A 12,501-nucleotide genomic window follows, 5' to 3' on the forward strand; every position below is an offset into this window, starting at 1 on the left:
ACATCATGATGACAATGTTTGGGATATATGGTAATTGACATGATGATGTCAAATAGCTACACCGGAGACAAATGAAAGCAACGAACCGAAGCCCGGCGGCAGACGCCCTGACCGACCTCATCCTGGCACTGTTCCGGGTGAACAACCTGACGCTTGCCTGGGGCGACAGGCTCGTCGCTCCCTTTGGCCTGACGAGCGCCCGCTGGCAGGTGCTCGGCGCGATAGTTTTCGCGGAGAGGCCGCAGCCCGTGGCCTGGCTTGCCCGGGACCTCGGTGCGAACCGCCAGAATGTCCAGCGCATCGTCAACGACCTGCACAGGGAAGGGCTGATCCGGTTCGAACCGAACCCTCATCATCGGCGCGCCAAGCTGGTCGTCCTGACGGAGAAGGGCGAGGAGGCCTACGAGGCTGCCGTATCAACCTATTACCCCAAGGCTGAGGCGTTGGTTGAGGGTCTTTCTGAACGGGAGATCAAGACGGCGCACGGCGTCATGATGGCGTTGAGGACGAAATTCCGAGGAGAAGAGGATGCTGAAGAGTAGGCCGGACCGCTATGGCTCAGTGGCGGTGACCAGCCACTGGCTCACCGCCATTCTGATCGTGGTTGCGCTTGGTTCCGGCTTCCAAGCCGACCAGGCGACGGACTCATCAAGCCAGGCCGGGTTCCTTCGTGTCCACATTCCCGTGGCGATCACTGTGCTGTTGCTGACCCTTTTCCGGATTGTGTGGTGGTGGCGCTTCGACCGCAAGCCGATGCCCGTGGAAGGACCGCCGCCGTGGCAAGAGCGTTTCGCGCGCTTCGTGCATGTCGCCTTTTACATCGTAATCCTCGGGATGGTGGCGAGCGGCATCGGCATGATGGTGCTGAGCGGCGCCGGGCCGACCATCTTCGGTGGCTCCGGCGTCCTCCCGGACTTCCACGACTATCCGCCGCGCGTTCCGCACGGGATCGGCGCCTCGCTGCTGGTCGTCTTGCTCGTGTTCCATGCCGGGGCCGCCCTCTACCACCAGTTCGTGCTGGGCGACGGGCTAGTGCGGCGCATGTGGTACAGGCGTTAAGCTTTGGCCTAACCTGAGCGATGCCTATGCGATAACGTTAAAGGCCGCTTCCGAGCGTAGCAACACGGACATCTATGGCAGCAAAGTGGTCGTTTAGCTGACCTCTGGTGCCCATTTTTATTCTGGAATGGTTGAAATTTGGCGCGCCCGACACGATTCGAACGTGTGACCTTTGCCTTCGGAGGGCGTCCATAGCGACTTCCTGTGACGTTGGTAACGTGTATAAGTGTATGAAAATAAGAACTTGCCAACATGCACGTCATCCCTATTTTGAGCGTCTGTGTGGGACGCTGTGTGGGACAAGGACGTGCAGGCTGATATCTCGACGGCAGCGAAACGAGCCAAGTTGAAGCCGCGCAAGAACCCATACTGGACCGCGGTGAGCGGCGGGCGAGGCGGGGTGTCGCTCGGCTACCGCCGCTCCGCCAAATCAGGAACCTGGATTGCCAAGATCGTGGTGGAGGGCAATCGCTCCGAGAACCGTCTTGGCATCGTTGACGACGGGGGCCAGGTGGAAGGAGCGCTGAGCTACCGGACGGCGGCCGAAGCCGCCTTGGAATGGAGCCGCCAGCAATTCGCCGCGCTCGAGGCGGGGGTGTCGAAAGCAGCGCGTCAGCCCGCTACGGTGGAGACGGCCGTTCGCGATTACATCGTAGCTCGGAAGCGGAAATCGGCATCGTCAGCCGAGAACGCGACGAGCCGCCTGACAGGCCATGTCCTGGCCGACAAGGCGTTCGCCGCCACGCGCTTGTCGAAGCTCCGTGCCTCGACGATCGAGGCGTGGCGCGATCGGGTGCCAATGAAGACGGACGCCCCGGAGAGTAAGGGCTTGGCCGCATCGTCGGTTAACCGACTCATGGCTGATCTGCGCGCCGCCCTAAATGCCGCAGCGGAGCGACGCCGGCGTGAACTGCCCGCCCATCTCATGCAGGAGATCAGGATCGGCACGCGGTGCCTCCAGGCGGATAGCGGCGCGACCATGATGCTGCTGACAGATGCTCAGGTCCGCGCTGCCGTCGCGGCTGCTGAAGAACTCGATCCGCAGTTCGGCCAGCTTGTCGCGGCTGCGGCGACGACGGGCGCCCGCTTCAGTCAGCTTGCCGCGGTCAGGGTCGGCGACCTGCAGGTCGCACAGGCCCGGCTCGTGATCCCGTCGTCGCGCAAGGGTAGGGCAGGCAAGGCTCGCGCTCCTGTCGCCTATCCACTGGCCCCGGACGTCGTCGCCAAGCTGGCGAAGGCGATCGACGGCAGACCGGCGAGCGCGCCGCTGTTCCGACGATGGGCATTTCGGCGCGGGAAGCGGCTGGAGTGGATCCGCGACCGCCTGGTGCCCTGGACCGCGGCATCGGAGGCACAGGCGCTATGGTCGGACGTCGCCAAGAGCGCCGGGCTCCCTGCCGGAACGACCATGTACAGCTTGCGTCACTCGTCGATTGTGCGAGGGCTGACGGCGGGCTTGCCGGTTCGGCTCGTGGCCGCTCTCCACGACACCTCGATCCCAATGATCGAGAAGCACTATTCGGCTTACATCGTCGATGCGACGGAAGATCTTGCGAGGAAAGGCATTCTTACGCTCTGAAGCGAAGTGTATGTCTATTGTATTACGTCATCTGACGCGTATTACGAAAACTTCGTAAGAACAACCCTTGACGACCAGTTCAATTTTCGCGAGTGTTCGCGATGACGGGCGGTTCAGGGCGCCTCGTCGGTGTGCTAGCGCCAGCCTCCTGCTAATGGCCTTCGACTAGCGGGCATCGGCTGCCTTTCGCAGTCTGCACAGCGAGCACACCCCATGGCCAAGTCGATTTCGCGCGTCCCGCTCGCCTGGGAAACGCGCCCTCTTACCTCCATCCCCGATTTTTCTGTAATTACGGGTCTCTCGTCCGCAACTGCCTACAATTCGGCAAAATCGGGCGCGCTCGAGCTTGTAAAGCTTGCGGGCCGAACGTTCATCCGCACGGAGACATTGGTCGCCTTCTTGGCTTCGGCTCAGCCCTACCAGCCGAACACCCGCAAGACAGCTGCGGCTACCGAAGCCAGGAGGAAGGCCGCAGCGGATGCCTGGCGCGTCTGACCCCGCGCCGCATCCGAACCCTTCTTGCAGCCAAAAAGAAACGCCCGCCTTCGCGGTAACGAAGACGGGCGCGAAAGGCTTAGAAATGAACCCGCTCAATATACGCGCTGATGCCGCGGGAAGCAAGCCGGATGAATTGTCTCCGCTTGCTCAAAACATCGACGGCCTAGTTGCGGCCGGATACAGAGATTTCCTGCGCCCTCTCGCTAAAGCTGGCGACCGTGTTTCTGTAGAGAAACGCGGAAAGCACATTGAGATCGTTAGCGACGGCAAGTTGCCCTCGAAATACGCCGGTTCGCGCTGGTATGGTTTGCGCGGCTGGACACATCCTCGCCAGGTAACGGACGCGGATATCAGGACCTGGCGCCTGTGGCCGGATGCCGGCCTCTGCCTCGCCCTCGGCGAGGTCGTCGCTATCGACATCGATATCAAGATCCCCACCACGGATCATTCGTTTGCGGCGGAGCGAGCTCGCACTTTGGTCGCCAAGATCCGTGAGCTCGTCGGCGCCGAGGTGGGTCGTCGCCCCGACACGCTCGCGACCCGCACGCGGTCGGGCACAACGAGCACGGTGATCTTCCTGCGCGCCGGCGCCGAGTTCTTCAAACGTTGGCTTTCATTCGGTGACGGCTACAAGATCGAGTTCCTGGCGCACGGGCAGCAAGTGGTTATTGCGGGCTGGCACAAGTCGGGCGATCCGCAGCATACGAACCTGGCACGTCACGCTTTTGACAGCCTCCCGGTGCTCAGCCAGGACGCTTTTGACAATACCTGGAAACAGATTCGCGAGGCGATCGAGGCTGCTGGCTTCTCGATCACAGAACCTGCCGGGAGGTCGCGTCCGGGAAAACGACAAGCGCCGCGGACCCAGAACGAGATCATATGGGCGGAAGCGATGCGACGTCGCGCCGAGTGGCTGCCGTCTCTCCTACCGCCTGAGGTAACCGTGCCCCCATCTGGCGGGTTGCGGATATCCTCGGAGGATCTCGAGCGAGAGCTTGAAGAAGATCTGGCCATATTCCCCGATGGGATCCACGATTACGGCACCGAGCGCGGGCACACGCCCCTGTCGTTTATCCAGGAGTTCGGGACCGTAACCGCCGATGGCGGTATCGAATACGGTGGCTGCCCGGAATACGGCGAGCGGGACGGCGAGCTGTATGCTGTCGTGAGCGAGCCGGATCCAAACGTGCTCCGGCCCTCAAGGCCCGAGGCGATCACGTGGCTGTGCCGCGTGCTCGGCGGCCCGGTTCCGACGGCTGACGCCAGCATGGGCGACCTGGCCCGCGCACTCGGATTGGACGACCTGGCGATCGGCAATCATATGGCGGCGCTTTATTTCAAGGATGAGGACAACGTCGTCCCGATCGTCCCGCCCGAACAGTGGCAGCCCGCGCAGATCAGGGCCAACCGCTCCCGGCTCCCGATCATGCGAGCGACGAACCCGGAGGGCTTTGAGAAACTAAAGGTCGTATGGGAGGACAGCTTCGTCGCGGCGCCGGCGGAGGTGGATACGCTGATAGCGGAAGAGATCGAGCGCGTTCGCCGCGGGCCGTCAAGCGCAGGGCCGAGCACGGATCTTACACATCGGCCCGACCTTGCCCCCGTTCCGCCGGATGCCTGCAGGGCCGATCTGCGCGTCGTGACCGGCCTGATCTCGCCGGCCGGCATCCTGGTCAGGGAATGGCTTCTCGATCCTCTTCTGCCGTTTGGAGACGCCACGCAGTGCATCGGTGAGCCGGGCATCGGCAAGTCGAGCCTCATGCTTCTCTTTGCCCTCGTGGTCGCGACCGGCCGTGAAGACATCCTCCGCGGGAAGAACGCGACCGGGCAGCCGATCAGCCCCGTGCGACTACACCGCCCCGGCCCCGTCCTCATATACAACGCCGAGGACCGTCTCGCCGAAATGGAACGTCGTCTCGCGGCGGCACAGCGGCACTTCGGCGTGACCGATGCCGACATGAAGCACGATATCATCCTGTGGAGCGGCGTCGACAACGAGCACCTTACCCTGATGTGCCGGCCCGATGGCCGGAGTGATCTGAAGAGGGCGCCCGGTTTCGCTCGCCTTGAGGCGGTCATTCGGAAGCACGGCGTCGTGATGGTTGCGCTGGACCCGCAGAGATCTCTGACGGGCGGCGTCGAGAATTCGACCGAAGACGCCGAGGCACTATTCCAAGCGCTGGCGCGGCTGGCGTCCGAAACGAAGACCAGCATCGTTGTCGTTCACCACCCGAACAAGACGACACGGGAGAACGCCGGCGACATGATGGCCGGCAGTGGATCTAGCGCGGCGGCCGGCAAGGTGCGCAGCTCCTTCACCGCAACGAACGTCCGGCCAGACCGGCGGCGCGATGACGAAAAGGATTGGAACCTCGACGGGCCGAATGCCCGCCTCATCAGGATCGATCATGGAAAACTGAACCACGGCGAGAAGCTGTCCACGCCATTGGTTTATCGGCGCGTGTCCGTGCCCGTCGGCAACGGCTCCGGCGTACGGCCAGAGGCCGCGGCAGCTCTGTTCGACCAGGATCCGCGCGCGGCGCTCGAGATGGCGGGCGACATGGCACCCGTGCTGGAGCTCGTCAACATCGCCACTCTGACCGTCCAGGACGGGCCGAAGGCGCCATCAGCCCATGCCGAACCAATTGCCCGCATCATCAACGAACTGATCGGCGACCGGCAGGAATGCAGTTGGGGCAGCATCTGGAATATCGCCAGGGAACGAATGCGCGAGGCTGGCGTGACTAAGGCCAAGGTTCGCTCGTCCATTCAGGGGCAGGTGATTTCTGCGCTGCTGGACGGCGTAGCGATAAAAGATGCCGGACAAACTGTCCGAATTCACGCCGAGCAGCGCGGACAATCCGATACGTCCCCTTGGATCATGGTCAAGACCGTCATCCCGCCCAAGGAGGCATCATGACCTTGTCGGTGCTTATCGGTAGCTTGTCGATGGCAAGCGAAAAACCTCTACAAATCAATAGCTTGATAGCTTTCGGGGCTGCTTATCGGCGCTTGTCACCGACCGGTAAGCAACAAGGCTTGAAATTTCCCAATGATTTCAATGCTTGCTGGCTTGCGGCGCTTGCGCCTCCTAAAGGAGGGGCGTCGGGGACCGACAAGCCCCCGCCCCACCTGGAGGCGGTCGACAGGAGAACCAAATTCAGGCGAACACGAATGGTCTTCTCCGCGGCCCCACGGAGCCTGCGGCATCGGGACAAGCTGTCCGACGTTCGGAAAATGCAACCAACACCACGCATCCTATCCCGATACCCCATGGTCATTAGTGCTCAAGGCGCCCGGAATGGCTAAGCGGCGTCGGACCTATTGGGCGCAGACGCCAGCCGGTCGCGAGCACGCGCGCCGGAATGCGCACCGGTGGCAAATTCAACGCCGCTCGGCGCTCCGCTGCCACGCCACAGCGAAATCGACGGGCGAGCGGTGCGGCAACCCAGCGATGAAGGGCCAGAAAGTATGCTGTAGACATGGCGGGCTATCGGGACGCGGAGACGGCTGGTTGAAGCCGCAGTTTCCGAAGCGGGACACGCCGACGGCCTTCAGGCGGTTGCAGCGCAAGCTGCACGCCCTCGAGCGGGCTGCACGAGCCCGAGAGGCCAGGATCGCGGCGATGAGCCCTGCCGAGTACGCGCGCTACAAAGCCTGGCACGCCGCGCGCCAGCCGGGATCAGCCGCCAAGCGGCGTGCGGCGAAGATGCCCCGCCCCCAACACCTGACTTTCGAATATCTGGCCAGTTTGCCGACGCAGCCCATCTCGCCGGAACTCGCCGAGCTCAATCGCCTGAAGGCCGAGCTGAAGGAACGCCTGGCCAATCTCGAGAACGGTAAAGGGTACTCAAATGAACGACCAGATTGATGATGATGTGTTTTTAGACGACGTCGAGGACACCGAGGACGCTCGCGATGAAGTCCGCAGGCTCATCCGAGGCCGTGGCGTTCGCTCAGCGGTCAAGGCGGCCATTGAGGTTTGTGAGAACAAGACCGCTCCCGCACCGGCGAAAGCGACTGCCGCGGGCCTGTTGTTGCGGGCCGCGGGTCTCTTGGATGCGAAGGAGAACAATGCTCCGAAGCAGTTACACGAAATGACAGCAGAAGAACTGGCGCAGGAGATCGACAAATGTCGGCAGGACATCGTCAGAATAAGAGCTAAAGAGGAAGCGCTTGATCGGGGGGATTTTCTACCGCAACCGCGGCCGAGGAAGCGGAAAGTACAGCACGATATTCTGGAATAAGCGCGCTATCTGGCAATCATCCGCTTGACGCTCTCAGTGCCGTAGGGTGCTCCGCTCGGCGCTAGGTGGCCAGCTTCCGCGAGACGCGCGGATATCGTACGGAGGCTAGGGCGGCCCCCGCTCTTGCTCTTCCGGTTCAGGCGCCGAGCAAGTACAACGGCGTCAGCGGGCACGGGGCGACGGCCTTCAATCCTGCGGCCGACCTCCCTGCTCTTGCGATCGCGGGCGCCCCGCAGCTTGGCGACCAGCGCCGCCTTTTCGAACTCGCTGACGGCGCCAAGGATCTGGCGGATAAGCCGGGCCGTCGGCGTGTCATCTGCGAAGCCTTCCGGGCTATCTGCGGCGATGAGCTCGATCCCTCGTTCGCACAGCATCCGATAGCCAACCTCCTGGACGATCAGATCACGAGCGAAGCGGCTGGCAGTTTCGACAATGATCTTGCGAACGCCGTTCCCTGCGATGCGCTCCAGCGCCGCAGCAAACCCGGCTCTCGTGTCGATCGGATCGGCCCCGCTCACCGCGGCATCGTAGAACTCGGCGACGACTTGCAGGCCGGCTCGCTTCGCGTAGCTCTCAACCGCGGAGCGCTGACGCTCCAAGCTGTCCTTGTCAGCGCCGACGTTAGCGGCGGAGGACGTGCGGTAATAGGCGATTGCGTCGCGATCAGCCATACCTGAAGCTCCTAAGTTGCTTCGATCATGATCTAATTCAACGTTTCTTGTCAACTAACTTGAGATTGTTGACAAACAACGGGTTAGGCCAGGCGCCGACGCGTGCGCAGATCGTAGACCCGGCACATCTCAGTGGCAGGCGCCGGCACCATGCGGGCGGCCGGCTCTGTCCGTGGCGCGAGCTCGGCACAGAGATCCCCTGCCGCCTCCGTCAGGCCGCGCAGCATCCGCGCCAGCCGATCGTTCACTACCGCCGGCAGCGGCAGAGCCTCAATCTCATCGGCGATCATCTGGCTCGTCACCACCAAGCGACGAGCCTTCAGGTCCAGCGGCAACGCCACGTCGTTTCCTCTCCCCGGTCAAACGATGCGAGCGGGCCAAGCCCTGCCCCGGCCGACCCACCCCTCGGTGCACTCCGAACGCATTTCGAAAAATCACCGCCGACTGCCGAAACAAAAATGCGGCCCGCGGGAAGTTTTGGTAAAAATCGATAGGAATATGTTTCTACGGAAAGTCCATCGTGCTATATTTCGCGAGCGCAACCAAGGCCCCCGCCCCGAAAGGAAAAATAAATCAGAGGATAGTAGGTTGAAATGAACGACTATAACGATTATAATGCATCTTTGTACGATGGATTGCCTCCCGACGATTGGGACCCGCCGTCCAAGGAGCAGGAAGAACTCGACTTCCGCGCCGGCTTCATCGGGGGCCAGTTCCGAAGCATCGCGTCGCGGCCATGGGACCCGTGGGACATCATCGGCCATTTCGGGCTTTCTTTGCTGCGCTTGGCGCGCGAGCGGCGGCCCGAGCGACTTTCCGCGATCGGCCGCGATCGACTGCTGAACGACCTGGAGACAGGTCGCCAGGCGCTATTCGAGTCCCTGGACGGCTCAGTCGAAGAGCGCGAGATGCTGGAGGCCATGGACGGCGCCTTCATGATCGCCAACCATCTGGCGGAGTCGGACGAGCAGCGAGCCGCCCGCCATCCCGACGTCATGTGCGATGCGTTCGACCGGTTGCAGATCGCCGTCAACACCGCGCGATCGCACTGCCTGCGAGAGGATCTTGCCCGTCGCGCGGATCGCCGTATCACAGAAGAGGTTGGCGCATTGGTCGCCTTGTCGCTCCAGGCCACGGGCCTGCTTACCGCCGATCAGGTCGCCAACCGGAGCCGTCGCCATGGGTAAGAAGGGTGGTAGCCAGAAGCAGGCGAACGTCGCGCGCTGGGAAGAACAGCAGCGCCAGGACAAGATCCGGGCCGGCACGACGCGCATCGACGACCTGTTCAACGGCCAGTTCACCGACGACTATTTCAACAATCAGCGTCAGTCCTATCTGGATTACGCTACCCCGCAGCTCGACGACCAGTACGCGGATGCTCAGAAGCAACTCACCTACTCGCTGACCCGCTCCGGTCTCCTGGACAGCTCCGTGCGCGCGGACAAGGAGGCCGAGCTTCAGAAGAAGTACGACCTGACCAAGCAGCAGATCGCCGATCAGGCGCAGTCCTATTCGACGGACGCGCGGAACAATGTCGAGAAGTCGCGCTCGGACCTGATCACGATGCTCAATACGACGGGCGACGCCGAGGGCGCCGCCAATTCGGCGATCACTCGCGCGTCGGCGCTCTCGCAGCCGCAGGCCTATAGCCCGCTGACGCAGCTCTTCGCCGATTTCACCAGTACGCTCGGAACACAGGCCGCGATCGAGAGGGCCAACGCATACGCCGGCTCCGGTGTGAACCAACCACAGATCGGCCGGTACAACCTCGGTTTGTTCGGGAACAACAAATCCGTGTCGGTGGCAAACTGATGTGCGATCCGATCGTCGGCCCGATTGCTCTTATGGGCCTCTCCGCTGGCGCCAATTCGCTCGCGCAGAGTCAGGTCCAGAAGGCGCGCGATAGCGCCTTGGCCGCCGAGAGCGACCGTCAGCGCAGGCTCGACCAGGAGGCAGCCGTTCGCAATGCCCATGCGCAGGGCCAGTACGAGAACGTCGAGCAGCAGCAGGGCGAGCGGAAGCAGGAACTGGCCGACTACTACAAGACGCAGACCGCGGCGCCCGTCGACAAGACCGGCCCCGTGGCGATGCCGGCCTCAAGCAGCAACGTGACCGTCCAGGCGACCGACAAGGCGAAGGGTGAGGCGAAGGCGTTCACGGACCAGCAGGGCGAAGCGCTCGGGGGCTTGCGTTCGTTCGGTGACCTGATGGGCACCTTGAGCCGCGGCACGGCGCGTGATGCCGGCTACATCGGCCAGATCGGCGGGTTCAAGAAGGGCTCGTCCGCCGTGCTGCCCTACGAACTCGAGGCCGCGAACGGCAAGGGCTCGAATATGAAGCTGTTCGGCGATGTGCTGGGCGGTCTCGGCAAGGTTGGGATGTCCGCAGTGCTGTCAGGGGCAACCCCATTCGGCATAGGCGCCGAAAGCCTGCTGACTGGGAAGTCGTTAAGTGGATATCGTGCCGGCGTCCTCTCCGTCCAGAAAATCGCCATTGCCGGGGATGCGGCGATGAGATCCGAGGCACGCCGCCGCGCCATGCCCGGCGCACGGCTCTGCGTCGCCTGCCAGTCCGGACATGACCGGTCGGCGGCACTCTCCGGCTACAACCGGCGCGGCAGCAAGGATAGCCAGCTGAAATAAGGTCGAAGGCGTCGAAGATGCCCCATATCGGTGCCGTTGCCTTCGCAATGACGGTCAACCGATCTTTCCGCCGGTGCTGGCGACACCGTCAATAAAATAGAGGAGCGGGCCGAAGGCTTGGTGGTCTAGGAACCCTCACAGATTCCGACCCAGCCCGTATCGCGGTCTATAGCTTACCATTTGCTCGGATCAAGTAGCTGCAGAGACCTGCTGCGATCGTCACGACGAGCTCGGCTTCTTCAAATCTTGGAGTTCGACCCTCACGGATATGCCGCCCGTGTTCAGACGCAAATCCCCAAAGCTTCTCGATTGCGGTGTCCATGGGTTTGGGGATGTTCAGTTCGGTGGCAAGCTGACCGATAGTCTTTTTGGGATCTCCAGTGACATCACGAGCGACACATTCGAGCGCGTTCATCGCATGGTGGATCGCGCCAGTCACGTCGGCAGTGGGACGCCGGGAAATGTCACGCAATGCCTCATGGATCTCGGAGGTAGCAGTCGGCCGGCGACTAGATTTTGCCAGATCGGCAGCAGCTTCTAGCGCGTGATTGAACGCTTCCGAGCCGCGTGCGACGATGACGCCACCTCGCATTTGCCAACCGATGCCAAGCTCGACAAACAGATCGTTTACCCGACTCTTGCAAGAACTTGCGGCATCAGGGTTCCTCGCTGCTAGTCGCGCGTAAAAACCTTCCGCAATATCATACACCTTAAACCAAGGTGCATCCTCAACGAGATATCGCACTTCGTCGAAAATATTCGGGTATTCGGACCAATTGTTGGCGTCTGGTTTCTTGAGGAGCTTTCCGCAAACCTCCATTCGGGCGTTCGAGGGGGACAATCCGAGATCATCCGCAAACTGAACCACCGCGAAGCGCAATTCGTCTGGCGAGTCCTCGCGAACGGTGATCGGCGGTTCGTCCGGACGAAACCCAAAGCGCTTAGAAAACGGCTGTTCAGTCGACACAGGATAGCTGCCTTTCTGGCCAACGGGATCATCGTTGTGCATCGTGGTCGAAGAGGTCGGGGTGAGATTGGCTTTCCTCGCTCCCTTGACCATTCCGAAGCCGAAATCTTTCACGCTTTTGATACGGATATCTTCCAATCGTGCTTCGAAAGCCTTGGCGCGCTCGTCAATCAGCTTTGTATCCGAGATGCCAAGGCGGTCTATGCCAAGCTTCCAACGCTCCAGCACAGCCGTTGCCAACGTGCGGCCGAAAGATGCCAACAGGCTTTGATGAGCAGGCAACGCAGTTCCGGCCAGTTCGATAGCGAATTCCGCAGCCTGGTCGATCGCCTCTTGGTAGATGGTGGCGACAGACCCTTCTGCGGCTAGAACCGTGTTGCCGGAGGCAAGCATTCCTTTTGCGCTTTGTTGGCGCATGACCGTTTGAACGGCCTGCGCTGCGGCATCGGCTGCATCCCGCTGAACGCTTTCCAGCCGCTCACCCAGATGCTGGTCGATTGGCGAGATCATTGATGCCGCGTTATCCTAGGAAAAGCCCGCAATAGGTTCAGGCGGCCTTCAGCGCCTTCTCCACGGCCTCCGGCGCCCGATCAATCACCTTGAGAAAGGCCTGTGCAGTGCGGTCCATCTGCCGCCGGCCCTGCTCCCAATCCCGGAGCGTCGCGGCGCTGAGACCGAATTTCTTCGCAAAGGCGTCCTGAGAGAGCCCGAGGCGCTTGCGGATGGCGGCCACGTCCACTGCCTCCACCGTGATCGTGCGCGCCGGCTTCGCCTTCCCCTGCGCGATAGCCAGCGCCTCGTTGGCACTCTCAAGCAGTTCCTGGCCGAACTTCGTCAT

General features: G+C 62.1%; 14 protein-coding genes. 10 read left to right on the top strand and 4 right to left on the bottom strand.

Annotated elements, in window-relative coordinates; genetic code table 11:
• The first annotated feature begins 71 nt into the window (after nt 1-71).
• The 7 genes from M9917_RS02510 (at nt 72) to M9917_RS02540 (ending at nt 7,383) form a co-directional block, all read left to right on the top strand.
• Entirely contained in the window at nt 72-542 is a 471-nt protein-coding gene (locus M9917_RS02510; protein WP_297250726.1) for a MarR family winged helix-turn-helix transcriptional regulator, read from the top strand.
• Nucleotides 529-1,059 carry a cytochrome b gene (locus M9917_RS02515; protein ID WP_297250727.1) on the top strand — a complete coding sequence of 177 codons (531 nt, stop codon included), beginning with the start codon at nt 529-531 and terminating at the stop codon, nt 1,057-1,059. The genes M9917_RS02510 and M9917_RS02515 overlap by 14 nt, the downstream gene beginning before the upstream one ends.
• A gap of 307 nt (nt 1,060-1,366) precedes the next feature.
• Entirely contained in the window at nt 1,367-2,638 is a 1,272-nt protein-coding gene (locus M9917_RS02520) for a tyrosine-type recombinase/integrase (RefSeq protein WP_297250728.1), read from the top strand.
• A gap of 213 nt (nt 2,639-2,851) precedes the next feature.
• A complete protein-coding gene (locus M9917_RS02525; protein ID WP_297250729.1) occupies nt 2,852-3,133 on the top strand; it encodes a hypothetical protein in 282 nt (93 codons plus the stop codon).
• Nucleotides 3,117-6,056: an AAA family ATPase gene (locus tag M9917_RS02530; RefSeq protein WP_297250730.1), complete on the top strand. Its 2,940-nt coding sequence runs from the start codon at nt 3,117-3,119 to the stop codon at nt 6,054-6,056. Before M9917_RS02525 ends, M9917_RS02530 begins: the two co-directional genes overlap by 17 nt.
• A gap of 594 nt (nt 6,057-6,650) precedes the next feature.
• Nucleotides 6,651-7,007: a hypothetical protein gene (locus M9917_RS02535; protein ID WP_297250731.1), complete on the top strand. Its 357-nt coding sequence runs from the start codon at nt 6,651-6,653 to the stop codon at nt 7,005-7,007.
• Entirely contained in the window at nt 6,991-7,383 is a 393-nt protein-coding gene (locus tag M9917_RS02540) for a hypothetical protein (protein ID WP_297250732.1), read from the top strand. The genes M9917_RS02535 and M9917_RS02540 overlap by 17 nt, the downstream gene beginning before the upstream one ends.
• A 5-nt stretch (nt 7,384-7,388) precedes the next feature.
• Here M9917_RS02540 and M9917_RS02545 read toward each other — a convergent pair whose 3' ends face one another.
• Together M9917_RS02545 and M9917_RS02550 are read right to left on the bottom strand one after the other, a co-directional pair.
• Nucleotides 7,389-8,054: a recombinase family protein gene (locus M9917_RS02545; protein WP_297250733.1), complete on the bottom strand. Its 666-nt coding sequence runs from the start codon at nt 8,052-8,054 to the stop codon at nt 7,389-7,391.
• 83 nt (nt 8,055-8,137) lie between these two features.
• Entirely contained in the window at nt 8,138-8,395 is a 258-nt protein-coding gene (locus M9917_RS02550) for a hypothetical protein (RefSeq protein WP_297250734.1), read from the bottom strand.
• A gap of 252 nt (nt 8,396-8,647) precedes the next feature.
• Here M9917_RS02550 and M9917_RS02555 point away from each other — a divergent pair, with 252 nt between their 5' ends.
• The 3 genes from M9917_RS02555 to M9917_RS02565 are packed head-to-tail and all read left to right on the top strand — an operon-like array spanning nt 8,648 to nt 10,696.
• Entirely contained in the window at nt 8,648-9,241 is a 594-nt protein-coding gene (locus M9917_RS02555; RefSeq protein ID WP_297250735.1) for a hypothetical protein, read from the top strand.
• Nucleotides 9,234-9,866, top strand: a complete 633-nt coding sequence (locus M9917_RS02560) for a hypothetical protein (RefSeq protein ID WP_297250736.1) — start codon at nt 9,234-9,236, stop codon at nt 9,864-9,866. Before M9917_RS02555 ends, M9917_RS02560 begins: the two co-directional genes overlap by 8 nt.
• On the top strand, nt 9,866-10,696 hold the full coding sequence (locus tag M9917_RS02565; RefSeq protein ID WP_297250737.1) for a TraR/DksA C4-type zinc finger protein: 831 nt from the start codon (nt 9,866-9,868) through the stop codon (nt 10,694-10,696). The genes M9917_RS02560 and M9917_RS02565 overlap by 1 nt, the downstream gene beginning before the upstream one ends.
• A 166-nt stretch (nt 10,697-10,862) precedes the next feature.
• Here the strand turns inward: M9917_RS02565 and M9917_RS02570 are convergent, their stop codons facing one another.
• Nucleotides 10,863-12,173, bottom strand: coding sequence for an AbiJ-NTD4 domain-containing protein (locus M9917_RS02570; RefSeq protein ID WP_297250738.1), 1,311 nt, complete (start codon nt 12,171-12,173; stop codon nt 10,863-10,865).
• Between the two features lie 37 nt (nt 12,174-12,210).
• The gene (locus M9917_RS02575; protein WP_297250739.1) at nt 12,211-12,501 is read right to left on the bottom strand and encodes a helix-turn-helix domain-containing protein; all 291 of its coding nucleotides are present in this window, start codon (nt 12,499-12,501) and stop codon (nt 12,211-12,213) included.

This window comes from Bosea sp. (in: a-proteobacteria), assembly GCF_023953965.1.
Lineage (GTDB): Bacteria > Pseudomonadota > Alphaproteobacteria > Rhizobiales > Beijerinckiaceae > Allobosea.

Excerpts from the sequence above, each read along its gene's own strand:
- M9917_RS02510 (WP_297250726.1), top strand. The coding sequence starts at position 72 with ATGAAAGCAACGAACCGAAGCCCGGCGGCAGACGCCCTGACCGACCTC.
- M9917_RS02515 (WP_297250727.1), top strand. The coding sequence starts at position 529 with ATGCTGAAGAGTAGGCCGGACCGCTATGGCTCAGTGGCGGTGACCAGC.
- M9917_RS02525 (WP_297250729.1), top strand. The coding sequence starts at position 2,852 with ATGGCCAAGTCGATTTCGCGCGTCCCGCTCGCCTGGGAAACGCGCCCT.
- M9917_RS02530 (WP_297250730.1), top strand. The coding sequence starts at position 3,117 with ATGCCTGGCGCGTCTGACCCCGCGCCGCATCCGAACCCTTCTTGCAGC.
- M9917_RS02540 (WP_297250732.1), top strand. The coding sequence starts at position 6,991 with ATGAACGACCAGATTGATGATGATGTGTTTTTAGACGACGTCGAGGAC.
- M9917_RS02545 (WP_297250733.1), bottom strand. The coding sequence starts at position 8,054 with ATGGCTGATCGCGACGCAATCGCCTATTACCGCACGTCCTCCGCCGCT.
- M9917_RS02555 (WP_297250735.1), top strand. The coding sequence starts at position 8,648 with ATGAACGACTATAACGATTATAATGCATCTTTGTACGATGGATTGCCT.
- M9917_RS02560 (WP_297250736.1), top strand. The coding sequence starts at position 9,234 with ATGGGTAAGAAGGGTGGTAGCCAGAAGCAGGCGAACGTCGCGCGCTGG.
- M9917_RS02565 (WP_297250737.1), top strand. The coding sequence starts at position 9,866 with ATGTGCGATCCGATCGTCGGCCCGATTGCTCTTATGGGCCTCTCCGCT.
- M9917_RS02570 (WP_297250738.1), bottom strand. The coding sequence starts at position 12,173 with ATGATCTCGCCAATCGACCAGCATCTGGGTGAGCGGCTGGAAAGCGTT.
- M9917_RS02575 (WP_297250739.1), bottom strand. The coding sequence starts at position 12,501 with ATGACGAAGTTCGGCCAGGAACTGCTTGAGAGTGCCAACGAGGCGCTG.